The following is a 24,423-nucleotide window of genomic DNA, read 5'->3' as shown; positions in this document are numbered from 1 at the left end:
GCCCGCCGTTAACCTCGATGGTAAGTTTGACTAACCAATGGATATCGATCTCAATGCAATTGCCGTCTTCGTCGCGGTGGCCGAGGAACGCAATTTTCGTGCTGCGGCAGGCCGGCTGGGCGTGACGCGCTCGGCGGTCAGCCAGAGCATCCTCAGGCTTGAACAGCGCCTTGGCATCGCATTGCTGCAGCGCACGACACGCAGCGTCAACCTGACCGAAGCGGGCGAGCGCCTGCTGGCGAGCGTCGCACCGGCGATCGCCGACGTGAACGCGGCAATCGAAGCCACCACGGAGTTGCTGGACCGCCCGCGCGGCCGCCTGCGGATCGCGGTTTCGTCGATCGCAGAGGCCTTTCTGTCAGGACCGTTGCTGGCGTCCTTTGCAGAAAGGTTTCCCGAGGTGCATCTGGATATTGTGGTCACCGACGAGGAATTCGACATCGTTGCCGAAGGCTATGATGCGGGAGTGAGGCTCGGCGAAGTGATCGAGCAGGACATGATTGCCGTGCCGGTATCGGGCGATCAGCGGCAGGTGGCCGTCTGCGCCCCGCGCTATCTCGAAAAGTTCGGAGCACCCGCCCATCCGCGCGAGCTTGTGGCTCATCGCTGTATCGGCTGGCGGCCGGCGCCGGGAGTTTCGCCCTATCGGTGGGAGTTCGGCGAGGACGGGCGCGAGTTCGACGTGGCGGTTGCGCCCGAGATCACTACCAACGACATGTGGCTGATGATCCGGCTGGCCGTTGCAGGCGCCGGGATCACGTTCGGCATGGCCGATACATTCCGCCCCTGGCTCGACCGCGGCGAGCTCGTGCCAATCCTCGACGGCTATTTTCCGCCGTTTGCGGGTTTCTATCTTTATTTCCCCAGCAGACGGAATATCGCGCCGAAGCTGAGGGCCCTCGTGGACCACCTGCGCGCCACGCGCCAGGCGCGGGATCGCAGGTAACCGCAACCGGATCGTAGAGATCGCTTGCGCTATTGGTCAGAAGCCTGGCTGAAAGCTGAATGGTACCGTTGGCTGGGATCGAACCAGCGACCTCCGGATCCACAATCCGGCGCTCTAACCATCTGAGCTACAACGGCACGTTTGCCTGAGCGGGATCGAGATGAAACGTTCGGGACCCGCTCTGTCGTTCGGCGATGCGTCCATACGGGCTATCGGAGTTTAATTCAAGGCTTTTGGCAAGGCAAAAGCTCGCTCCGGCATCGAGTCATTTTCCGCCGGACAAAAGAAAAGGCCGGCGGGAGGAGGTGCCGGCCTTTTCCTGTTACGAGCCAGCGGGAGGAGGTGCTGGCTGGTCATCCCGGTGAGCAGAGGGAGGAGGTTCCACCCGCCGGGTATTCACTTAAACCACTATATCGCACATCTATTTGTCTGACGAAATGCGACCTTTTGATGCATCGTCAAACTGTGCGCAAATATTAGGCGATCTTGATTTCTTTCACGGCCTTCTCGAAGGCGGTCTTGATCGGCTTGGATACGTCCTCGGCCGCCTTGGCAGCAACCGCCTGGAAGTCCTTAGCCTGCTCGACGGTCATTTCGACGCGCTTGCGCAGGAAAGCGGTCTGCAACTCGACGACTTCCGACAGCGACTTGGCGCCGATCAGCGCTTCGAAATGCGCGAAGCCGGCTTCGGCATTGGCGCGCAGGGCGGCAATGGTCTTGAGCGACAGGTCGCTGGAAACGGTCTTGGCGGTCTCGTAGGTCGACTCCAGAGCCTTCTGGGTCTCCTCGGCGCCGGTCTTCAGCTTGGCATAGGCCTCTTTCGACTGCTCAACGCCCTTTTCGGCGAAGGCACGGATCTGGTCGGTGGCCTTCGAAGCGTCGAAGCTCGGGAACTCAACGTTTTCGATCGTTTCAGCGGTCTTGGTCCTGGACATTTTCCATCCTTTTCAGCGGCAGCGGCTTTGACAAAATGCCGTCTCGTTCATCTATCATGGCAATATAAAGGCAAATTTTGTGCATTGCAACATGTTTGTTGCATCGCACCATAAAATATTTGGTTCGCGGCGTTAACCACGCGCCTAGAGATTCCGCTGGTTGCACGCTATGACTTGTGGACCTTCGCGCCGTCGGCTTTTATTAACAAAGCGTTAACCGCAAATTGCCCGCTCTGTGAGGGTCGCCAAGCGCATGCCGGCTGAAAACTACTCCTTCCTTGACGTCGCCGTGCTCGACGCCGTCCGCCTGCGCTTCGCCGCAGGCGACGCGATCGCCATTCTGTCGGCAGATCTCGAGCAGGTGATCTGGGCCAACGGGCCCGGCGCGGCGGTATTCGGCTATCCGGACATCGGCGCTATCATCGGCGCCTCGGCAGGGTTGCCGCTGATCGCCCGGCGCCAGATCATGGCAACCAGCGGTTTTCCGCAGATCGGCCGCGACCGTGCCATCACGGTCCGGCTGGCGACCGGCCTGACCAGCCGCGCCGTCGGCTTCCTGGCCAGCGCGGTGACCATGCCCGATGGCGAGGAAGCAATCATGCTGGCGCTGCCGGCCGCGCAGACCGGCTCGCGCAGCGCCGCCGAGATCGCCGACCGCGCCATCGGTGGCTTTACGGAAGACGGCCACTACATCGCCTTTGTCGATGCCAAGGGCAATATCGACGCCGCATCGGACGGCTTTTCGGCGCTCGGCATCCGGCCTGAGACGCTGGCCGCGCTTGTCGCCGACGTGGCGAACGAGAGCGACCGCATCGTCAAGCGCCTGGTTCCGGGTGGGTCCAGCTCCTATCCCGCGGGCCTTGCCCGGCTGACGGACGAGCGGCACCTGCTGGTGGTGATCGACGAGGACCGGCTTGACGGCGAGGCCCCCGATGGCGAGCGCGCCGGCGGGGAAACCGAGGCGGCAGCGGCACCGAGCGGTGGCGATCTTCCCCAGCCAACGGACCAGGACAACGAGCAGCTGATCGCCAGCACCGGCGCGGCGGAGATCGACCTTGCAGCGATGCAAGGCACCTCGGCATCGGCGGAGCACGAACCTGCCGACGCGGCCGACGATCACCGCACGGTTGGCGAAACGCCGACGCAGCATGACCATTGGTACTTCAATGCCGGCGACGACGCGCAGGTCCCGCCCGGGGCAGCTGCGTCCGGCAAATTCGAGACCAGCCCGGACGCTTCGCAGGCCGGCGCGGATACTTCGCCGGAAAGCGCCGCAAAGGCCACCAAAGCCGCCTCGCCGGCCGAACACAGCGCTTCGGCGATCGATCGCACCGCCGCGCCCATGCGTTTCGTCTGGCGTACCGACGCGGAGGGCCATTTCAGCGCCCTTTCGCCGGAATTTGCCGAGCTCGTCGGCAAGCCTGCCGCCGACGTGATCGGCCGCCGCTTCGAGGACGTTTCGGCCGCCTATGGCCTCGATGCTTCTGGCGAGATTGCCGGCCTGCTCGAACGGCGCGACACCTGGTCCGGCCGCTCCGTGCTGTGGCCGGTCGCCGGCACCGATCTGAAGATACCCGTCGATCTGGCGGCGCTCCCGGTTTACAGCCGCAGCCGCGTTTTCGAAGGTTTTCGCGGTTTCGGCGTGGCCAGGAGCGGCGATGCGGTGGTCGATCCGGATGCCGTCGGCATGGCCCTTGTCGCCGAGGAGAAACCTGCCGCGACCATCGGGCCGAAAGCCGTCGAACCTCTCCCCGAGACACCTAAATCCGCCGATCCGTTCAGGGGCGAAGTGCCGGCATTGACCATCGTGCCAAAACCCGAGCGGCGCTTTGCCGACAAGGTGATCCGGCTGGCCGAGCACCGGCAGCCGGCCAACGACAAGGGCCTGTCGACGCTGGAACGCAGCGCGTTTCGCGAGATTGGCGAGCGTCTCAAGAAGGACAGCACCCCGGCCGAAGAACAGCCCAGCGCCGGAAAGCAGAAGCCGGTTGAGAAAGTCGAGGCAGCCGGCAAGGCCGACGAGCCAAAGCTGAAAGAAGCCGGGCTGGCGGACAAGGGTGAGATGCCGGAACCAGGTCCGGAAAGCGGGGCGGCTGCCGCCGAACCGCCCGAGGCCGATACCGAAGACCAGAAGGATCTTGCCCGGCTCGACGGCGAGCAGCCGGATGAGGCGGTAGCAGAGGCGCAAGCCGGCGAACCCGTCACACGCCCTGTTTCCGGATCGCTGCTCGACTATGCCGACCGCGAACCCAGCGATGAAGCGCGGGAAGGCGTTGAGCCCAGCACGAACCGTCGAACGATCGTCGCCGAAGCGCCGCGGGATGGCGACGACGATAGCATGACGGCCGAAGATTTCCGTGACGCCGAGGACAGCGAGGATTGGTCCGAGGACAGCGCAGCCGCAGCCGACGCTGCCGGCCAGGTGCCGCCCGTCGAGCGGCCGCAGGCACCACCGCTCAAGCTCGACGGCTTCGTGCCGTCGGCGTTTGCCGGAGAGGACAACAAGGGGCCGGATACCTCGATCCTGGGCAAGCTGCCAGTGCCGGTGCTTATCCATTCCGGCGATCAACTGCACTACGCGAACGACGAATTCCTCGGCTTGACCGGCTATGCGACGCTCAATGCCCTGGACGAGGCCGGCGGGCTCGGCGCGCTGTTTGCCGACCATTATGCCGACGACGGCAGTTCGGACGGCGGCGACCGCGCTCTGCGGCTGAAAACGCGCGACGGTCAGGAGTTTCCGATCGATGCGATTTTACGCTCCGTACCCTGGGGAAACGGCAAGGCGCTGATGCTGGTCGTACGTCGTTCCGGCGACGACGAGGCAGCAGCCATTCCACATGGCGCCGCCGAAGACCAAACGCAGCCGGATGTTTCCGAGCTCAAGGCACGCATTGCCGAAATGCGCACTATCATCGACACCGCCACCGACGGCGTCGTGCTGATCGGCCGTAACGGAACGATCCGTTCAATTAGCCGTCCGGCGGAAGCGCTGTTCGGCTTCGACAGCGACGAGGTGACCGGCAAACCGTTCGTCTCGCTGTTTGCGATCGAAAGCCAGCGCGCGGCGCGTGACTATCTCGAGGGGTTGTCGGAGCCCGGCGTTGCAAGCGTGATGAACGATGGCCGCGAGGTGATCGGGCGCGAGGCGCAGGGGCGTTTCATTCCGCTGTTCATGACCATCGGCAGGCTGCCCAACGACAGCGGCTTCTGTGCGGTGGTGCGCGATATCACCCAGTGGAAGCGGGCCGAAGAGGACTTGACCCAGGCGCGGGCGGTCGCCGAACGCGCCTCGTCGCAGAAGACCGATTTTCTGGCTCGCATCAGCCACGAGATCCGCACGCCGCTCAACGCCATAATCGGCTTTTCCGAGCTGATGGTCGACGAGAAATTCGGGCCGGTGGCCAATGACCGCTATCGCGACTATCTGCGCGACATCAACCGTTCGGGCAACCACGTGCTCGATCTGGTCAACGACCTGCTCGACATTTCGAAAATCGAGGCCGGCCAGCAGGAGATGGCCTATGAGGCGGTGTCGCTTAACGACACGCTGGCCGAAACCGTGGCGATGATGCAGCCGCAAGCCAACCGGGAACGCGTCATCATCCGCTCCAGCTTCGCCTCGCGGCTGCCGGAAGTGGTGGCCGATCTGCGCAGCGTGCGGCAGATCGCGCTCAACATCCTGTCGAACGCCGTCCGCTACACGCAGGCCGGCGGCCAGGTGATCGTGTCGACGGCTTACGAGATCTCCGGCGATGTCGTCATGCGCGTTCGCGATACCGGCATCGGCATGAGCCAGTCCGAGATCGAGCAGGCGCTGAAGCCGTTCAAGCAGATCAATGCGCTGAAGCGCGGCCGTGGCGACGGCACGGGTCTTGGGCTGCCGCTGACCAAGGCGATGGTCGAAGCGAACCGGGCCCGGTTCACCATCAACTCGACGCCCGGCGAGGGAACCCTTGTCGAAGTCGCCTTTCCCTCGACCCGCGTGCTCGCCGGTTAGCTATGGTTGCGCAAAGAAAAAAGGCGTCCAACAGGACGCCTTGAGAAATTGGAATTGCTGTCACAACGGGGCTTGAGCGAATCAGATCCTCTCGGGGCTAAGAGGAACGGGATTTCTCCCTCAAGTTACGCACGACTATTGATGCCGGGCCTTAACAAATCCTTACCGGCACGCCGGAAAATTTACCAATGTGTACCACTCATGAAATCTAGGTAAATTCCGAAGAGATAATTTGTTAACGATACCTGAGACCTCAAAACGGCTCCCACCTTGGATCCCGTGGTCAGTCGGCAAGCTGCGGCAGATTGCGGAACAGCTCGAGCGCTTCGGGATTGGCGAGCGCTTCCTTGTTCTTGATGGCGCGGCCGTGCACCATGTCGCGTACCGCGAGCTCGGTGATCTTGCCCGATTTGGTTCGCGGAATATCGCTGACGGCGACGATCTTGGCCGGCACGTGGCGCGGGCTCGCCCCGGTGCGGATTTTCGCGCGGATGCGTTTTTCCAGCTCGGCATCGAGCTCAACGCCGGCCGCCAGCCGCACGAACAGCACGACACGCACGTCATTGTCGAAATCCTGGCCGATGCACAGCGCTTCGAGGATTTCCGGCATCTGCTCGACCTGATTGTAGATCTCCGCCGTGCCGATCCTGACACCGCCCGGATTGAGCGTGGCGTCGGAACGGCCATGGATGATCAGGCCGCCATGGACGGTCCATTCGGCGAAATCGCCGTGGCACCAGACATCGTCGAAACGTTCGAAATAGGCGGCTTTGTATTTCCTGCCGTTAGGGTCGTTCCAGAAGCCGATCGGCATTGCCGGAAACGCCTTGGTGCAGACGAGCTCGCCCTTCTCCTGGCGGAGCGGGCGGCCGTCATCGGCCCAGACATCGACGGCAAGGCCGAGCCCGGGCCCTTGAATCTCGCCGGTCCATACCGGTTCGATCGGCACGCCGAGCACGAAGCAGGAGACGATATCGGTGCCGCCGGAAATCGAAGCCAGATGCACGTCCTTCTTGATGCCTTCATAGACGAAGCGGAAATCTTCCGGCGATAGCGGCGAGCCGGTCGATGAGATGGTGCGCACGCTGGAAAGATCATGCGTGCGGATCGGCTTCAGGCCGGCCTTGCGCACGGAATCGATGAATTTGGCCGAGGTGCCGAAATAGGTCATCTTTTCGGCATCGGCGAAGTCGAACAGCGCATTGCCGTCCGGGTAGAACGGCGAGCCGTCGTAGAGCAGCAAGGTGGCGCCCGATGCCAGGCCCGACACCAGCCAGTTCCACATCATCCAGCCGCAGGTGGTGAAGTAGAAGAAGCGGTCGCCGTCGAGCAGGCCGGCATGCAGCCGTTCTTCCTTGACGTGCTGGATCAGCGTTCCGCCGGCCGAATGGACAATGCATTTGGGAATGCCGGTCGTGCCCGATGAAAACAGGATATACAGCGGATGCGAAAACGGCAGCCTTTCGTAGGCGACAGGCCTTGCGGCAAAGGGTGACAGCGCCTCTTCCAGCGCAGCCGCCTTGCCGATGGTCGCGGCGACGTCGAGCGAGGTGCCGAGATAGTCGACAATGAGGACTTTGCGGACGGTGGCGAGCTTGCCCGCCACGGCCGCGATCTTGTCGGCGACTTCGATCGCCTTGCCATTGTACCAGTAGCCGTCCGGCGCGATGAACACGACAGGCTCGATCTGGCCGAACCGGTCGAGAACTCCCTGCTCGCCGAAATCTGGGGAGCAGGACGACCAGACGGCGCCGATCGAGGCGGCCGCCAGCATTGCAGCAACCGTCTCCGGCATGTTGGGCATCATCGCGGCGATGCGGTCGCCCTTCTTCACCTTGAGCGACAGGAAAAGCTGCTGCAGGCGCGAGGTCAGCGCATGCAGCTCGTTCCAGGACAGCCGCCGCTCGACCTTGTCCTCGCCGCGAAAGACGATTGCGTCGCCAAGCCCGGGTTTCTTCAGGAGATTCTCGGCGAAGTTCAGCTTCGCATCAGGGAAGAAGGTCGCGCCGGGCATCTTGTCGCCATCGACCAGCACGCGTTCGCCCTTGTCGCCGACGATGCCACAAAAGTCCCAGACCAGGCTCCAGAAGGTCTCGCGGTGATCGATCGACCAGCGATGCAGGTCGGTATAGGAGGAGAAAGCCTCGCCGGCCATGTTCGCCGCGGCGTTCATGAAGGCGGTCATCGGCGCCGCATCGATCTGCTCTTGCGTCGGGATCCAGAGCGGTGCGTCGTCAGCCATCATTGTTCCTCCTTAAAGCACGTCACGTTTGAAGAGATTCACGCGACGCGCTTTAAACTTTTGTCTTTATGCATGTCGTTTATCCCAAACCGCTGCGCACTTTTGGGCGACATGCATTGGCATCGCTTATGCATATCGCGATGCAGCAGAGCAAGATTTTGTTGGACCGCGCCGGTCAGGGTATGCGCAAATGCCATCGCCGGGCCATAAAGACTTGAAATGCGTCAGCCGTCGGTTACACCCGTCGGGCGATTTTGTCGGAATGGAAGCATACGGGGCGATATGCCATCACCTTTGATCCGACGCGGAATATGGGCGATCGGCGCAGCCGTCATCGTCATCGCGCTGGTTGTCGCAGCCTTGCCGTTGATCGCCTCGACCCGCATCGTACGCGACCGTATCGCGTGGGAAATGAGCGCGTGGAGCGGTTTCCGGGTCACCATCGACGGCGCGCCGCGTATCGAGGTCTGGCCGAATTTCCGGGCGATCCTGAGCGACGTGACGCTGTCGCAATGGACAGAGACGGATGCGCCGCCCGTGGTCGAGGCCGAACGGGTCGAGGTCGACCTCTCAGCGATGGCGGCGCTGCGTGGCGATGTGGTGTTTTCGACGGCGCGGCTGGTACGACCGACGATCCGGGTTCAGCGTACCGCGAGCGGGTTTTTCCTGCCTGCGATTCCCAGTGGCGGGCGCATTACGCGTTCGATCGATGCTGCCCGCGCGGTGATCAACACAAATCCCGCCAAGCCGGATCTCGGCAAGCTGCCGACAGATCCGTTCGGCACAGTCGAGTTCAGGGACGGCCGCGTAGTGGCTGCCATCGGCGGCAAGGACCAGGAGATATTGAGCAGCCTGAGCGGCCAGGCGAACTGGGCCGCGATGAACAGCAATGCGACGCTGTCGGCGACCGGGATATGGCGCGGCGAAAGTGTTGTCATCGACGCCGCATCGCCGAGCCCGCTCGTGCTGTTTGGTGGCGGCACAGCACCGGCCACATTTTCCTTCAAGGCGGCACCGGCCAGTTTTTCGTTCGACGGCCGCGCCAGCATGTCGGAGAACGGCTATTTCGACGGCCAGGCAAAATTCGCCGCACCTTCGCTGCGACGCGTGCTCGAATGGTCGCAGGCCGGCATCGCGCCCGGTGCCGCAATCGGCTCGATCTCGGTTTCAAGCAAGATCACGGCGACGGCCGGGCGCGTCAAATTTGAAAACACGGCCCTGACCCTCGACAACAACCCGGGAATGGGTGCGCTGGACTTCACCTATGGTGAGGCACTGCCGGTGATCTCCGGCACACTTGCCTTCGATACGCTCGACCTCAGATCGTTTCTCTCCGCCTTTACGCCGGTGCCATCCGCCGGCGGCGCCGGCCCGGGCGAAATCGACACAAGCTTTGCCGACCGGATCAATCTCGATCTCAGGCTGTCGGCGGCGCATGCCACCGCCGGCGCCATCCAGCTTGCCGACGTCGCTGCCACTGCCCAGGTCAAGAACGGCCTTGCCGTCTTCGACATCTCGGATGCATCCGCCTTTGGCGGCAACGTCCAGAGCAGCGTCCGTTTCGACCGCAAGCCCGCCGGCACGGAAGTCGAGATCCGGCTGCTTGCTTCCGATATCGACGGCGGCGCTTTCGGCACCGCGGCCGGGATGACGCGGCTAGTGCCGATCGGCACTGGAACCGTTTCGGTCATCCTCAAAGGGCCTGGCAGAACCTGGGACTCGATTTTCGAAAACGCCAATGGCTCGCTGTCCGCGACGTTCGGCGCGGGTGCGCTGAGCCGGCTTAACCTGCCGGCGTTCCTTAAGCACACCGAACAGGGCGGATTCTTCGCGCTGGACGACGTCTCGGACGGAACGCTGCCGATCGACGGGGCCGAACTCAAGGCGAGCGTTTCGAACGGCGTGGCGCGTATCGACAAGGCCGAGGTGAATTCCGCGCAATACAAGATCTGGCTTTCCGGCATCGCATCCTATGCCGGACGCGGGCTGGCGCTGTCCGGCGGCATCGTCCAGCCGAGCCAGGCTGCCACGCAGACGAACGGCCAGGCGCCCAAGCAGTCGTCGTTCTTCGTCGGCGGCACGTGGAGCACGCCGTTCATCTCGCCGATAAGCCGCGGCGTTTCGGGAGAGTAGCGAGCCTTCAACCTCGCTGCGCCGCCCGCTCGTCGCGCTGGCGCTGCACCTCGCGGCGTTTGTTTGCGAGCGAAGCGATGATCACGCCAACTGCGACGACCGCGATCAGGATGGTGCACGCTGCGTTGATTTCCGGCGTCACGCCAAGGCGGACCTGGCTGTAGATCTTCATCGGCAGCGTCGTGGCGCCGGGTCCCGAGGTGAAGCTGGCAATAACCAAATCATCGAGCGACAGCGTGAAGGCCAGCATCCAGCCGGAGACGATAGCCGGCATGATAACCGGCAGCGTGATCTGGAAGAAGGTCTTCACCGGTGGCGCACCGAGGTCCATCGCGGCCTCTTCCAGCGAACGATCAAAAGTGATCAGGCGCGACTGAACCACCACCGCAACGAAGCACATGGTTAGCGTGGTGTGGGCAAGCGTCACCGTCAGAAAGCCGCGGTCAAGGCCGACGGCGACGAAGAGCAGCAGCAGCGACAGGCCGGTGATGACTTCCGGCATGACCAGCGGCGCAAACACCATGCCGGAAAACAGCAGCCGGCCGCGAAAGCGCGTGTAGCGTGTCAAGGTGAGCGCCGCCAGCGTGCCGAGCACGGTCGCCACCGTGGCCGAGATGAGGCCGACGCGGGCCGTCACCCAGGTCGCGTCCATCAGACCCCGGTTGTGGAACAGCGACACGTACCATTTCGTCGAGAAGCCGCCCCAGACGGTGACCAGCTTCGACTCGTTGAAAGAGAACACGACGAGCAGGACGATCGGCAGGTAAAGAAAGGCAAAGCCGAGCACGATCGATGTGATGTTGAAGCGGCTCCAGGTCGCGTTCATTGGTCCTGCTCCTGGGCGCGCGCCTGGGCTCGCTGGAAGAGCATGATCGGCACGATCAGCAGCAGCAGCAAGATGACGGCAACCGCGGACGACACCGGCCAGTCACGGTTGGCGAAGAACTCGTTCCATAGCGTTCTGCCGATCATCAGCGTCTGCGAGCCGCCGAGCAGGTCGGGAATGACGAACTCGCCGACGGCGGGAATGAACACCAGCAGGCAGCCAGCGATGACGCCGGGCAGCGACAGGGGGAAGGTGATCTTCCAAAAGGCGCTGGTCGGCGGACAGCCGAGATCCTTGGCGGCCTCGATCAGAGAATGGTCCATCTTCTCCAAGGACGAATAGAGCGGCAGCACCATGAACGGCAGATAGGAGTAGACGATGCCGATGAAGATCGCCGTATAGGTGTTGAGGATGATCAGCGGTTGGCTGATGATGCCGGTGGCGAGCAGCAGCTGGTTGAGCAGGCCCTCGGGCTTAAGGATGCCGATCCAGGCGTAGACACGGATCAGGAACGAGGTCCAGAACGGCAGGATCACCAGCATCAGCAAGGTCGGGCGAATCGTCGCTGGGGCGCGCGCCATGCCATAGGCTATGGGATAGCCGATCAGCAATGTCAGGACCGTCGAGATGGCGGCGACGATGACGCTCGTCACATAGGCATTGAAATACAGCGCGTCCTGCGTCAGCCAGGTATAGTTGTCGAAATTCAGTGCGCCGAATTCCGAAATAAACCCGGAAATGCCGCTGCGGAAATCAAGCACCGGCATGTAGGGCGGCATGGCAATCGCTGTCTGCGATAGCGAAATCTTGAAGACGATGATGAACGGGACAAGAAAAAAGAACAGCAGCCAGAGATAGGGGATTATGATGACGAGACGGCCAACCAAGGCCGCTCCCAGCCTGACCAAGGCGGATTTGCCGGCAGCGCTTGCCGGAGAGCTTGTTGCGGCGGTGACAGCGGACATGATCAGTCCCTACCGTGTCAGGACGACGCCGGCGTCGGGGCGGAAAGAAACCCAGGCGCGGTCGTTCCAGGTCAATGGGTCCTCGGTGAGGCGTGCCGCGTTCATGGTGCTCGCCCGCACCACCTGACCGTCGTCCAGCCTGACGTGATAGACGGTCATGTCGCCGAGATAGGCTATGTCGTAGACCTCGCCCTCGATGGCGTTGACGGCACCGGCCGGTTTCGTGGAGGACACCTTGATCTTCTCCGGCCTGATGGCGAAGGTGACGGATGTTCCGGCGGCGGCACTGCTGGCATTTTCGGTCCGGATGGTGATGCCGTTGCCGGCATCGATGCTCGCGCTGCCGGCCTCGCCAGCCGCGATCTTGCCGTCGAACATATTCACATTGCCGACGAAGCCGGCGACGAAGCGGGAACCCGGCGCCTCGTAGACCTCGGCCGGCGTCGCCACCTGCATCACCTCGCCCTTGTCGATGATGGCGATGCGGTCGGCCATCGTCATCGCCTCTTCCTGATCATGGGTGACGACGACGAAGGTGAGGCCGAGGTTCTGCTGCAGGTCCATCAGCTCGAACTGGGTTTCCTCGCGCAGCTTCTTGTCCAGCGCACCAAGCGGCTCGTCGAGCAGCAGGACTTTCGGCCGCTTGGCCACCGAGCGCGCGAGCGCGACGCGCTGGCGCTGGCCACCCGACAATTGGTGCGGTTTGCGCTTGGCGAACTGCTCGAGCTTGACCAGTTTCAGCATCTCGGCGACGCGCTTGTCGATATCGGCCTTGGCCATGCCTTCCTGCTTGAGGCCGAAGGCGATGTTGTTCTCGACCGTCATGTGCGGAAACAAGGCGTAGGACTGGAACATCATGTTGACCGGCCGCCGGTAGGGCGGAATGCCGCGCAGATCCTGGCCGTCGAGCAGGATGCGGCCGGCGGTCGGCTCCTCGAAGCCGGCAAGCATCCTGAGCAGTGTCGATTTCCCGCAGCCTGAGGCCCCGAGCAAGGCAAAGAATTCGCGTTCGAAAATGGTCAGCGACAGGTTGTTGACCGCTGTGAACTCACCGAATTTCTTGGTGACGTTGTCGAACTGGATGTATGGCTTGGCGTTCGGATCGTTCCATGGCGCAAAATCCCTGCGGATGCTGCCAAGCGATTTCATGTCCCACTCCGTCCTGCTGCTTGCCCCATGAGAAAGCGGCCCCGGCAACGGCTGCCGGGGCCTGGTCAGATTGCTATTGGCCGGTGACGATCTTGGTCCAGGTGCGGGTGATGATGCGCTGGGTCTTGGGATCGTAAGGCGATACGGTGTAGAGCTTCTGCAAGGTGGCTGCATCCGGATAGATCGCCGGATCTTCCAGGATCGCCTTGTCGATGAACTGCTGCGAAGCCTTGTTGCCGTTGGCATAGAGCACATAGTTCGACGATTTGGCGATCACTTCGGGTTTCATCATGTAGTTCAGGAACTCATGCGCTTCGGCGACATGCGGCGCATCGGCCGGGATCGCCATCTGGTCGAACCACATCTGGGCACCTTCCTTCGGCACGGAGTAGCCGATCTCGACGCCCTGCTTGGCTTCGTCGGCGCGGTTGCGGGCCTGGAAGACGTCACCCGACCAGCCGACCGCCAGGCAGATGTCGCCATTGGCCAGGGCGTTGATGTATTCGGAAGAGTGGAACTTGCGGATATAGGGCCGGACCTTCAGCAAGGTTTCTTCGGCCTTGGCAATCTCATCGGGCGACGTGCTGTTTGGATCGAGGCCCAGATATTTCAGTGCCGCCGGTATGATGTCGGCCGGCGAATCCAGCACATAGACGCCGCAGTCCTTCAATTTGGCCAGGCTTTCGGGATTGAAGAACACGTCCCAGCTGTCGATCTTGTCGGTGCCGAGCGCTGCCTGCACCTTCTTGATGTTGTAGCCGATGCCAACCGTACCCCACATGTAGTTGATCGAATATTCGTTGCCGGGATCATATTTGGCGGTCCGTTCCATGACCGTGTCCCACATATTTGAAATATTCGGCAGTTTCGACTTGTCGAGCTTCTGGAACACACCCGCCTGGATCTGGCGTGCAAGGAAATTGCCGCTGGGCACGACGACATCGTAGCCGCTGCCGCCGGCGAGCAGTTTCGTTTCCAGGATCTCGTTGGAATCGAAAGTGTCGTAGACGACCTTGATGCCGGTTTCCTTGGTGAAGTCGTCGATGATCGAACTGTCGATATAGTCCGACCAGTTGAAGACGTTGATGACGCGATCCTCGGCATGCGCGCCCAAGGTGAAAACTGCCAGAAACGCCGAAGTCGCCGAAAGCCAGAGCGCTTTGCGGGTCATGCTATTCTCCTTTGATGAGTGTTCCGTCGCCAGCTCGTCGCGGCGTCCGCGCGGCTGGGCATTTGCTTCAAGGTATTGGGCTTGCAGGCAGGCGACAAGCGCGAATTGCCGGCGCCATTATCGTTCGGCGGCGAGCCGACAGCGAAGACCTGGCGTGGCGTTGGTGGTGTTCCGGCGGCGTCGGAAGCTTTCGCTACGGCGCGGGCAGGGAGACGACGATATTGTCCGGCCTCGATGCGGCCGGCATGGAGACTTGGCAAGATACGCCTGTCTTGTTGTTGCCGTGATCGCAACCTGCCCGCGCGGCTGCGACGTTGTCAATGGTTCATCTCAATTTGACGCGCGCACTGCATCAATTAGGTGACGGCACACCGGTGACGCCCGCTCGCGCGGGCCGCGTCTGACGCTTGAACTCGAGCCCGATATGGACGAGCAGCGTGGTGACCACGACCGCACCGCCGACGATGGTGCGCGCCGACGGCACCTCGGAATGGATGAGCCAGACCCAGATCGGGCCAAGGATCGGTTCGAACGTGCCGAGCAGCGCCGCGACGGCGGCCGGAACAAGCCGGGCTCCGGTGGCGAAGAAGGCGAGACCGAGTCCCAGATTGATCACGCCAAAGGCAAAGAGGAAGCCCATATCGTGGCTGGAGACGCCCAGCGCCGACGCCTGCGATGCCGCAAAGGCGGCCGCCAGCATCGTGCCGAGGCAGGTCGCCGGCGTCATGCGCACATGGGCAAAGCGGCGCGTGATGACGGTGGCGATCGAGAACATGACAGCGATGAGCAGCGCCAGCCCGTCGCCGATCGGCGACACCGCGCCATCGAGCGATTCCGACACCATGATGGCGACGCCGGCAATGACGGCGGCGATCGCCACCCAGGTCGTCACGGCCACCCGTTCGCGAAACAGCGCCCAGGCAAACAGCGCCGCCAGAAGCGGCACGCCGGCCTGCATCAACAGGATGTTGGCGACGGTGGTATAGGCAAGCGCCACGACGAAAGAGGTCGACGCCGTGGCGAAGCAGAACGCCACCGCAAGGCCGGCCAGGCCCATGCCGCGAAACAGCTTCAGCGTGCCACGCCAGCCGTCGCGCCAGACCATGAAGCAGAGCAGGAAGGCGGCGGCCCAGACCGAGCGCCAGAACACCACCGTCCAGCTGTCGGCGTTGTCGATGAAGCGCGCAATGCTGCCGCCGAAGCTCCACATCAACGCCGACAGGAATACCAGCAGGAAACCGACGCGTTCCCCTTGCGGCGACACGATTGGCGAAGCGGCAACCGGAGATGATGCGGTATCGGTCATGGGTACGACTGTCGGCGAATTCGGAGCAGCACGATGTGCAATGGACGACAGAGACGTGCCTAATTCGCGTAACGCAAAGCAGAAGGCCGGGCGTGATCCAGTTCGATGTTCCGTTTGGCGCACTGATGAGGGCGCCTCGCCCCTCGCCCGGCGATGATCCGAGGCGACCTGTCGATGATGCGTTACGAGGTGCTCTTGTTGCCGCGGATAAAACGCCAGAGACCGGCCAGCGGAATCAGCAGGAGCAGGCCAAACTTTTTCAGCGCGATCAGCGCCACGAGCAGAAAACCTGCTTTCGCCGCCAGCTTGCCGGCAATCAGGCCACCGACGCCAATCGCCGCAACCGTATCGACGCCCGGCACGAGATCGGCGTATGTCTTGCCGGTATTGAAGTCCGCGAGACCAAGCACTTCATCCAGGCTTTGCCTTATCTCCGGCAATTGTTCCACCGTCGCGATATAGCTCATCACGAAGACGCCCTCCCTGCCAAGGAAACGGACGTCGTAGTTGAGCGTATGGGCGGCATCGTTGCCAAATTGCAGCTCCTTGGCCCAGTGCAGGCGCTTGTGGGCCGCGTCATAAACCGGCGGCGACGCCCAGCCGATCAGCGTAATGGGCGCATAGCCATCCTTTACCCTCTGATCGTTGCCGGACAGAGTGTCTGACTGCATGTTGCGCAGCAGTTCATTGTAATCAATGGACGCGGCGTCGCTGTCGTCGACGTAACCGATCTTTTCCCAGCGCAGCTCTATCCCCCAATTGTTGTCGGCAATGGGATCATGGGAGACTGGAAAGATCATGCCGAGGGCATCGGAACCAGAGTCGGGCGGATTGCCCCAGGCTTCGGTGAGGACGGAGAGCGTGTCCTTCTTGTCCAGAAAATAGAACTTGTCCTTGAGGTCGAGATGGATGCCTTCGGCAAGATTTATCGCGCCGGTCTTCGGATCGATCTTGTCCAGGAACGCCTTGCCGGCATCGTTATAGTGTTGATAGGAATTGAAGAAATCCGAGGACTTTTCAGCCAATGCGGGATCGGCGGAAAACGCGAGCGCCAAGCCAAGCCAAAAAACTGTCCTGCCCATCATTGATCCCCCGACCGTTGCGCAGTTCTTTTTTTTGATACCGTACCGTCAATGCTGAATCAATATTCGGCTGAATCAATATTTTGGCTGAACCAATATTTTGGCCGGCAACCGCGAACCAGCTTACTGGTTGCCGCCGCAGGAACAGATGAGGTCCTTTGGTCGAAGATTCAGCCGCAATATTGCTGGAGCCGAATCACTGGAAATCGAACGCCGACAGTCCCGTGACCATCTCGTCGAGGCCGAGCGGACGTGTAACGGGTGGCTCGGCGCGGGCGAGGCAGCCGATGCGTTCGCACAGCCGGCAGGCAGGGCCGACCGGCGTCGCCGGCACGGCGGCGCTCTGTCCGGTCTTGCCGATGGCGGCCGGCCCCGGCAATGCCGCTCCATAGACGACCTCGTCGCGAAAACCGATGTCGCAGCCGAGCAACAGCGCCGTGCGCCGCGGGCGCTCGGCAAACGAGCCCTGCGGCCCTTCGAGCGTGCGGGCCATGCAGAGGAACGCCGCACCGTCGGGCATTTCCACTGCCTCGACCAGGATCTGGCCGGGCTGGGCGAAGGCGGCATGGACCGGCAGCTTCGGACAGCCGCCGCCGAAGCGGCTTTGCGGAAAGCCGTGGCTGCCCGCCTTGCGGAACCGATTGCCGGCACTGTCGACCTCGAGCATAAAGAACGGCACACCTGACGCACCCGGCCGCTGCAGCGTGGCCAGCCGGTTCGCCGCCTGCTCGAAGGAAACGCCGAAGCGCGACCGCAACATGTCTATATCGTAGCGGGTGCGGACCGCAGCTGCGTGAAAAGGCTGATAGGGCATCATCAGAGCGTGCGCGGCATAGCGGCCGAGCTCGAAACGCGCCAGCCGGCGGGCTTCGTCCGTGGTCAGCTTCAGCACCTGGATCTCGGCAGCGACAGCGACGCTCATGCGGATCAGGCAGGCCTCCATCGCCACCTCGCGCAGTTGATCGAATGGCGACAGCCGCTCGGACAGGAACAGGCGCTGCGAGTGACGGTCATAGCGACGCCGCCAGTTGGGCATGGTGGCGACCGGCAGTACCTTGACGACGATGCCGAATTCACGCCGCAGCCAAGCCTTCAACGCACTGAACAGATCGTCGCCGGGATCGAGCACCGACGTGAATGCCTCGGCTTCCTCTTCGAGCGCGGCAAAATGGTTCGGCCGGCGTTCGAAAATCTCATGCACCTCGTCGATCGGCAGCCTGGCACCGGAGAGGGCGGTGGCCTTGCCCTCACGCGCGAGCAGCTCGTTGATATCTGACAATCGCTCGGCCTGCTCGCGATAGGCGCGAAACAGCTTTATGACAGCGGCGGAAGCGTTTGGCGCCGCCTCGGCAAGCTCGATGAGTTCCTGGTCGCCCGGCAGTTCGCCGGCCAGCAGCGGATCTGAAAACACTTCCTTCAAATCGGCGACCGACCCCCTCGCCTCGCCCTGCAATTCATGTGGGTCGACCTTGTAGACGGTTGCCAGCCTCAGGATCAGTTGCACCGTCAGCGGCCGCTGGTTGCGCTCGATGAGATTGAGATAGGACGGCGAGATGCCGAGCCCTTCGGCCATCGCCGTCTGGGTCAGCCCCTTGGCGTTGCGGATGCGACGAATGCGCGGCCCGGCAAAGATTTTGTGGTCGGCCAATCGAGTTTCCTTGACAGAAATTTACATCCGCCGATGGCATGGCTGTCTTTACAATCATGACAGATTTACAGCTCTCATCAGTCAAACACAACACAGGTTTTCCCTTATTTTATGGCTGATCAGGAGGTTTACCTCGCTTGCGTCGTGCCGACGTGTAAATGGTGTCACACATATGGCGCACATATTTTCCCTCTACGACGCCTTCCTAAACCGGCATCAAAACCGCCTGGAGTGATCAATGACCGACTTTTACAACCTCGTCCCGTCGGCGCCGCAAGGCCGCTTTGATGGCATCGAAAGGCCCTATTCGCCGGACGACGTGAAGCGGCTGCGCGGCTCGGCGCAGATCCGGCAGAGTCTCGCCGAAATGGGGGCAAACCGGCTGTGGCAGCTCATCCATGAAGAGGATTTCGTCAACGCGCTGGGTGCCATGTCGGGCAACCAGGCGATGCAGCAGGTGCGGGCCGGGCTGAAAGCGATCTATCTGTCAGGATGGCAGGTCGCCGCCGATGCCAACACCGCTTCCGCCATGTACCCGGACCAGTCGCTTTATCCCGCAAATGCCGCGCCCGAACTGGTCAAGCGCATAAACCGCACCTTACAGCGCGCCGACCAGATCGAGACTTCGGAAGGCAACGGGCTGTCGGTCGACACCTGGTTCGCGCCGATCGTCGCCGACGCGGAAGCCGGCTTCGGCGGGCCGCTCAACGCCTTCGAAATCATGAAGGCGTTCATCGAGGCGGGTGCGGCCGGCGTCCATTACGAGGACCAGCTGGCTTCGGAGAAGAAATGCGGCCATCTCGGCGGCAAGGTACTGATCCCGACCGCCGCGCACATCCGCAACCTCAACGCGGCGCGGCTTGCCGCCGACGTCATGGGCACGCCGACGCTGGTCGTGGCGCGCACCGACGCTGAAGCGGCAAAGCTCTTGACCTCCGACATCGACGAACGCGACCGGCCCTTCGTCGATTATGGCGCCGGCCGCACCGCGGAGGGCTTCTACCATGTCAGCAACGGCATCGAGCCCTGTATCGCCCGCGCCGTCGCCTATGCGCCCTATGCGGACCTGATCTGGTGTGAGACTTCCAAGCCCGATCTGGCGCAGGCCAGGACGTTTGCCGAGGGCGTGCGCAAGCATCATCCAGGCAAGCTGCTTGCCTATAATTGCTCGCCGTCTTTCAACTGGAAGAAGAATCTCGATGACGCGACGATTGCGAACTTCCAGAAGGAACTCGGCGCCATGGGTTACAAGTTCCAGTTCATTACGCTGGCCGGTTTCCACCAGCTCAATTTCGGCATGTTCGAGCTCGCCCGCGGCTACAAGGAGCGGCAGATGGCAGCCTATTCGGAACTGCAGGAGGCGGAATTCGCCGCGGAAGCCAATGGCTACACCGCCACCAAGCACCAGCGCGAGGTCGGCACCGGCTATTTCGACGCCGTCTCAATGGCGATCACCGGTGGCCAGTCTTCGACCACGGCCATGCGTGGATCGACCGAGCACGCCCAGTTCAGGCCGGCGGCGGAATAGCGGGGTAGCAGACAAACAGAGGGAACGCCCAAACGGGCATGGCAACACAACAGTCATGGCAACACAGGGAGAAGACCAATGGCTTCGATAAGCCGCGTCAAGGAACGGGCCGAAGAGCAGGCCACCAGCATGAACGTCGACCAGCAGGCGACCATCCGAATGCTGGCGAACGATCTGCACAGGCTCAATCAGTCGGTGATGAAGGCGGTCGAGGCCGGCGTCTCGGTCGAGCTGGTGCGCTCGGCACGACACCATGGCGGCGACGGCAACTGGGGAGATCTGCTGATCCCGGTCATCGTCACGCAGCGTAGCCACGACTGATGAATTCTACCGCACCGCGCCTTTTTTGAGCGCATGTTATCGCACCCCGCACGCCGCGGCTCTGCCTAGTCCGGCAGAGCCGCTAGTGCAACGATTTCAATGACAAGATCAGGCTGCGCAAGTGCTGCAACGCCGATAACTTCCGAGGGCGGCGGGTTGTTGTAGCTGCAGTGCTTCGGGCAGTGCTCGGCAAAGAATTCGTCCAAGACGTCCAGGCGAAAATTGGGAGAGCTCAGAACGCCGCCATCGGGAAATGGCCCCTTAACAAAGAAGGTCAGCCTGATGAGATGCTCGAGCGCACTGCCAAGCTCTTCCAGATCTGATTTGATGTTGGTGAGAATTGCGCGCCACTGCGCGGCCGCACCGCCGACCGCGCCGCCGCCGCTTTTGCCGATCGGATCGTAGTCCTCGGCCGTCGCCGTGTTTCCGGAAAGGTAGACAAACCCCTTTGCGCCGGTAACGGCCGTACCCTTTCCCCATGGCATCAACCGGCCATTTTTGAATTTCTTGTGAGTCACGAATTCCATCGTCATCTCCCGTCGGTCAAAGAGACGTGCTTAGCCAACGAGGAAGGGTAGTCCGGCGAGGCGATACGACAAGCTCGCGACAGGCCTGACTCGCCTTCGTCCAACCTTACGTCAACCCGGCTACGGCTGCGAGTTGGTGCGTTCGCGCTGCAAAGCCAAACTTAGCTGAGCCCTGCCCGGTTGTGGTGGCAACTTCTTCTTCGGGCGGCGGCAAAGAAAAGCACTTAATTTTAATTTTAATGTTTCTTGAGATATTCTCCTGATACGCCATTTGAGCTTGACATGAGCAGTTATCTCACGCCAATTATCTCTCGAGTTTCAACCCTGCATTGAAACATTGAACAACGGCCTGCCCCGCCATGTGCCCAGCGAATCGCGATATCGAGACTGCAAAACAGCTGCCTTTCGTCAGCCGGGACATGGAGACGCGGATGCTCCCGGATTTCTCGCGGGTGCTGGTGGTCGGAAAATCACCGATCAACCGCGTCGTGGTTTCAAAAATCGTGGAGCGGTCCGGCCTCAAACCGATCTCGGAAACTCCCGAAACCGCGGCAAAGGCCTTGCACGCGCTGATTCCCGGGACTGTCGTTCTCGACGGCGGTGCGGAGAATGGGGACTGCGACGCCTTGCTGTCGGGTATCGATGCACTGCGAAGGGCGTCAGGCAGATCGCTTCCGTCGGTGATCCTGCTTTCAGTCAAGACCGGCACGCCGGCGAGCCTGGGCCTGTCCAGCGTCATCGATGCAGTGGTCGTCAAGCCGATCACCACCGAACGGCTGCAGCCGGTGATCGACCGGCTGATCGCAATTAGCCGCAATTGACGCCTACCGTGATGCCTCGGCTGCCGACCTGATCAATCAATCTCGCCGATACGCTCGATCAAGCCCGGCAGTTCACCGAGATTGGCTATCTGGCGAAAGCGTGGTGCCGAGACCGGCGGCTCGACATGTTCCAGCACCCAGGTCAGATCATGCGGAACGTGGATGCCCCAACTGCCGGCTTCGATGGCCGGCACGACGTCCGATTTGAGCGAGTTGCCGACCATCATGCCCTTTTCCGGGCCGTCGCCGTGGCGGCTGAAGATGCGGGTATAGGTGGCCGCGCTCTTGTCGCTGACGATCTCGACGGCATCAAACAGCTCGCCCAGCCCGGATTGCGCGAGCTTGCGTTCCTGGTCGAACAGGTCGCCCTTGGTGATCAGCACCAGGTGGTAGGCGCCGGCCAGCTTTTCCACGGTTTCGCGAGCATGCGGAAGCGGCTCGATCGGATGGCTGAGCATCTCGAGGCCCGCGGCGAGAATTTCGGCGATAGTCGAGGCCCGCACCTGGCCGTTGGTGACCTCGATCGCCGTCTCGATCATCGACAGCGTGAACCCCTTGATGCCGAAGCCGTAGACCGCGAGGTTGCGCTTCTCGGCCTCCAGCAATCTTGCTGAAATCCGGTCCTCCTCGGCGTGATCGGCGAGCAGTGCGGCAAAGCGCTTCTCGGTCACGCGGAAGAACTGTTCGTTCTGCCACAGCGTGTCATCGGCGTCGAAGCCGATCGTCGTCAGTTTGCGGCTGTGTTGCATGGGGACCATTAATTGCAGCGTTGCGGGAGGCCGATCCTAGACCAGGAGGCTTTTATCCGGAAGTCGTTGTGTTCCCCCGGTTATCGAGGCGGACGCCAGCCGGCTCCCCTTCCCTTTCGTCGTCGGCAACGGCTATACTCCACAATCTGCAACAAATCTGGTGATTGATGCCGCCTGCAAAAAAGGAAGTCCGTCCGTCGAGCCGCGGAGGACGCGCCCGCACGCCTGCCTTCGTGAAAAACCAACGTGGCGTCAAGAACTGGAAGGAAGTCAGCGCCTGGCTGGAATGGCGCGGCATCGAAGATATCGAATGCATCACACCCGACCAGGCCGGGGTTGCGCGCGGCAAGATGATGCCGTCGAAGAAGTTCACCTCCAACACCTCGCTGGCGCTGCCTTCGGCGGTGTTCATGACAACGATTTCCGGCGGCTATCCGGAGGACGGCAACGGCTTCCATTATCCGGAGGACGACGGCGACCTCAAGCTGATGCCTGACCTCTCGACGCTGACGGTGGTGCCGTGGGAGGAGGACCCTACCGCGGCGGTTATCTGCGACCTCGTCCACCAGGACGGCCGCTCGGTCGAGTTCACGCCGCGCAACGTGCTGAAGCGCGTGCTTGCCGCCTATGACAAGCGTGGGCTGAGGCCGGTCGTGGCACCCGAGATCGAGTTCTACCTGGTGCGCAAGAACCCCGATCCGGACTATCCGCTGACCCCGCCGGTAGGTCGATCGGGACGGCCGATCGGCGGCGGTGCCGGCTATTCGATCGCCGGGGTCAACGAATTCGACGAACTGATCGACGACATCTACCATTTCTCCGAAAGCCAGGGCCTGGAGATCGACACGCTGATCCACGAGGAGGGCGCCGGCCAGCTCGAAATCAATCTGCGTCACGGCGATCCGATCGAACTCGCCGACCAGGTGTTCATGTTCAAGCGCACCATCCGCGAGGCGGCGCTCAAGCACGAAATCTACGCCACATTCATGGCCAAGCCGATCCAGGGGCAGCCCGGTTCGGCCATGCATATCCATCAGTCGATCATCGACAAGAAGACCGGCAAGAACGTCTTTTCGGCAGAGGACGGCTCGGAGACCGAGGCCTTCTTCCATTTCATCGGCGGCATGCAGAAACATGTGCCGAACGCGCTGGTGATGTTTGCGCCCTACGTCAATTCCTACCGGCGGCTGACGCAGTCGGCCTCGGCGCCGGTCAACAACAAATGGGGCTACGACAACCGCACCACGGCCTTCCGCGTGCCCCGCTCCGACCCGGCGGCGCGGCGCGTCGAAAACCGCATTCCCTCCTCTGACGCCAACCCCTATCTGGCGATGGCGGCATCGCTCGCCTGCGGGCTGATCGGCATGACCAACAAGATCCAGGCCGAGCCGCCGGTTCTGACGACCGCCAACGAGGACCAGATCGACCTGCCGCGCAGCCTGCTCGAAGCCGTCGACCTGTTCGAGGCCGACGAGGAACTCTGCGCCCTGCTCGGCAAGTCATTTGCCGCCACCTATGCGGCGATCAAGCGAGCGGAATTCGAGACCTTCATGGAAGTGATCAGCCCGTGGGAGAGGGAGTATTTGCTGCTGAATGTGTAGTAGGGAGTAGGGGAGTAGGGGAGTAGGGGAGTAGGGGAGTAGGGACGAATGGCTGAGAAAACGGGTTCCTACAAGGATTTGATAGTCTGGCAGCAGGCAATGGACCTTGCTGTGGCCGTTTACGGCGCGACGAAATCATGGCCCAAGGAAGAACTTTATGGACTCACCAGCCAAGTGCGGCGCGCTGCAAGCTCGGTGCCATCGAACATTGCGGAGGGATATGGCAGAGAGATCCGAGGTTCCTATCAACAATTTCTCCGTATCGCTCAAGGATCATTGAAGGAACTGGAAACTCAGCTTCTGATCGCCGAGCGTACCTGCATCGCGCCGAAGGCGACGGCGGCTTCATTGTTGGCGAGTACCGAAAGCGTTGGGAAGCTTCTTCGCCTCCTGATCCGCAAACTGTCACCCGACTAGCTCCCTACTCCCCTACTCCCCTACTCCCCTACTCCCCTACTCCCCTACTCCCCTAC

The 24,423-nt window shown here is 62.0% G+C and carries 19 protein-coding genes and 1 tRNA gene; 8 read left to right on the top strand and 12 right to left on the bottom strand.

Annotated features, from left to right (window positions below; translation table 11 throughout):
• Positions 1-37 precede the first annotated feature (37 nt).
• Positions 38-946 carry a LysR family transcriptional regulator gene (locus NKH16_RS05730; RefSeq protein WP_352450941.1) on the top strand — a complete coding sequence of 303 codons (909 nt, stop codon included), beginning with the start codon at positions 38-40 and terminating at the stop codon, positions 944-946.
• A 60-nt stretch (positions 947-1,006) separates the two neighbouring features.
• On the opposite strand, the gene NKH16_RS05725 is transcribed toward NKH16_RS05730, so the two are convergent.
• Both NKH16_RS05725 and NKH16_RS05720 read right to left on the bottom strand, forming a co-directional pair.
• Positions 1,007-1,083: transfer RNA gene (locus NKH16_RS05725), tRNA-His, on the bottom strand.
• A 339-nt stretch (positions 1,084-1,422) separates the two neighbouring features.
• Positions 1,423-1,881 carry a phasin gene (locus tag NKH16_RS05720; protein WP_352450940.1) on the bottom strand — a complete coding sequence of 153 codons (459 nt, stop codon included), beginning with the start codon at positions 1,879-1,881 and terminating at the stop codon, positions 1,423-1,425.
• A 253-nt stretch (positions 1,882-2,134) separates the two neighbouring features.
• Between NKH16_RS05720 and NKH16_RS05715 the strand changes: the two genes are divergently transcribed.
• Entirely contained in the window at positions 2,135-5,881 is a 3,747-nt protein-coding gene (locus tag NKH16_RS05715; RefSeq protein ID WP_352898641.1) for a PAS domain S-box protein, read from the top strand.
• Positions 5,882-6,164: 283 nt separating this feature from the next.
• On the opposite strand, the gene NKH16_RS05710 is transcribed toward NKH16_RS05715, so the two are convergent.
• Complete coding sequence (locus NKH16_RS05710; RefSeq protein WP_352748054.1) at positions 6,165-8,123, bottom strand: acetoacetate--CoA ligase; 1,959 nt, start codon at positions 8,121-8,123, stop codon at positions 6,165-6,167.
• Between the two features lie 282 nt (positions 8,124-8,405).
• Here NKH16_RS05710 and NKH16_RS05705 point away from each other — a divergent pair, with 282 nt between their 5' ends.
• Positions 8,406-10,256 carry an AsmA family protein gene (locus NKH16_RS05705; RefSeq protein WP_352898638.1) on the top strand — a complete coding sequence of 617 codons (1,851 nt, stop codon included), beginning with the start codon at positions 8,406-8,408 and terminating at the stop codon, positions 10,254-10,256.
• A gap of 7 nt (positions 10,257-10,263) precedes the next feature.
• Here the strand turns inward: NKH16_RS05705 and NKH16_RS05700 are convergent, their stop codons facing one another.
• The 7 genes from NKH16_RS05700 to NKH16_RS05670 all read right to left on the bottom strand — a co-directional run bounded on the left by NKH16_RS05700 (position 10,264) and on the right by NKH16_RS05670 (position 18,403).
• Complete coding sequence (locus NKH16_RS05700; RefSeq protein WP_352898636.1) at positions 10,264-11,082, bottom strand: ABC transporter permease; 819 nt, start codon at positions 11,080-11,082, stop codon at positions 10,264-10,266.
• Complete coding sequence (locus tag NKH16_RS05695; protein ID WP_352898805.1) at positions 11,079-11,990, bottom strand: ABC transporter permease subunit; 912 nt, start codon at positions 11,988-11,990, stop codon at positions 11,079-11,081. The genes NKH16_RS05700 and NKH16_RS05695 overlap by 4 nt, the downstream gene beginning before the upstream one ends.
• Before the next feature lie 66 nt (positions 11,991-12,056).
• Positions 12,057-13,196 carry an ABC transporter ATP-binding protein gene (locus tag NKH16_RS05690; RefSeq protein ID WP_352683119.1) on the bottom strand — a complete coding sequence of 380 codons (1,140 nt, stop codon included), beginning with the start codon at positions 13,194-13,196 and terminating at the stop codon, positions 12,057-12,059.
• A gap of 73 nt (positions 13,197-13,269) precedes the next feature.
• Positions 13,270-14,367 (bottom strand): polyamine ABC transporter substrate-binding protein, encoded by a 1,098-nt coding sequence (locus NKH16_RS05685; protein WP_352747941.1) that lies wholly within the window; start codon positions 14,365-14,367, stop codon positions 13,270-13,272.
• Between the two features lie 352 nt (positions 14,368-14,719).
• Entirely contained in the window at positions 14,720-15,673 is a 954-nt protein-coding gene (locus tag NKH16_RS05680) for a DMT family transporter (RefSeq protein ID WP_352457081.1), read from the bottom strand.
• Positions 15,674-15,855: 182 nt separating this feature from the next.
• The gene (locus NKH16_RS05675; RefSeq protein ID WP_352898632.1) at positions 15,856-16,758 is read right to left on the bottom strand and encodes a DUF2167 domain-containing protein; all 903 of its coding nucleotides are present in this window, start codon (positions 16,756-16,758) and stop codon (positions 15,856-15,858) included.
• A 193-nt stretch (positions 16,759-16,951) separates the two neighbouring features.
• Positions 16,952-18,403, bottom strand: coding sequence for a helix-turn-helix domain-containing protein (locus tag NKH16_RS05670; protein ID WP_352898629.1), 1,452 nt, complete (start codon positions 18,401-18,403; stop codon positions 16,952-16,954).
• Positions 18,404-18,641: 238 nt separating this feature from the next.
• Between NKH16_RS05670 and aceA the strand changes: the two genes are divergently transcribed.
• A complete protein-coding gene (gene aceA / locus NKH16_RS05665; RefSeq protein ID WP_352457079.1) occupies positions 18,642-19,931 on the top strand; it encodes an isocitrate lyase in 1,290 nt (429 codons plus the stop codon).
• Positions 19,932-20,009: 78 nt separating this feature from the next.
• Positions 20,010-20,252: an SMc00767 family acetate metabolism repressor gene (locus tag NKH16_RS05660; RefSeq protein WP_023719402.1), complete on the top strand. Its 243-nt coding sequence runs from the start codon at positions 20,010-20,012 to the stop codon at positions 20,250-20,252.
• A 65-nt stretch (positions 20,253-20,317) separates the two neighbouring features.
• Here the strand turns inward: NKH16_RS05660 and NKH16_RS05655 are convergent, their stop codons facing one another.
• On the bottom strand, positions 20,318-20,779 hold the full coding sequence (locus NKH16_RS05655) for a RidA family protein (protein ID WP_352898626.1): 462 nt from the start codon (positions 20,777-20,779) through the stop codon (positions 20,318-20,320).
• Between the two features lie 431 nt (positions 20,780-21,210).
• Here NKH16_RS05655 and NKH16_RS05650 point away from each other — a divergent pair, with 431 nt between their 5' ends.
• Positions 21,211-21,600: an ANTAR domain-containing protein gene (locus NKH16_RS05650; RefSeq protein WP_352457077.1), complete on the top strand. Its 390-nt coding sequence runs from the start codon at positions 21,211-21,213 to the stop codon at positions 21,598-21,600.
• A 32-nt stretch (positions 21,601-21,632) separates the two neighbouring features.
• On the opposite strand, the gene NKH16_RS05645 is transcribed toward NKH16_RS05650, so the two are convergent.
• Positions 21,633-22,349, bottom strand: a complete 717-nt coding sequence (locus NKH16_RS05645) for an HAD family hydrolase (protein ID WP_352898623.1) — start codon at positions 22,347-22,349, stop codon at positions 21,633-21,635.
• 167 nt (positions 22,350-22,516) lie between these two features.
• Between NKH16_RS05645 and NKH16_RS05640 the strand changes: the two genes are divergently transcribed.
• Together NKH16_RS05640 and NKH16_RS05635 are read left to right on the top strand one after the other, a co-directional pair.
• Entirely contained in the window at positions 22,517-23,950 is a 1,434-nt protein-coding gene (locus tag NKH16_RS05640) for a glutamine synthetase family protein (protein WP_352450926.1), read from the top strand.
• Positions 23,951-23,998: 48 nt separating this feature from the next.
• On the top strand, positions 23,999-24,367 hold the full coding sequence (locus tag NKH16_RS05635) for a four helix bundle protein (RefSeq protein WP_352747930.1): 369 nt from the start codon (positions 23,999-24,001) through the stop codon (positions 24,365-24,367).
• Positions 24,368-24,423: the final 56 nt, after the last annotated feature.

It is taken from the genome of Mesorhizobium sp. M1307, from assembly GCF_040318155.1.
GTDB lineage: Bacteria > Pseudomonadota > Alphaproteobacteria > Rhizobiales > Rhizobiaceae > Mesorhizobium.
The sequence above is the reverse complement of the archived record's forward strand: the minus strand, read 5'-3'. Positions and strand labels throughout refer to the sequence as shown.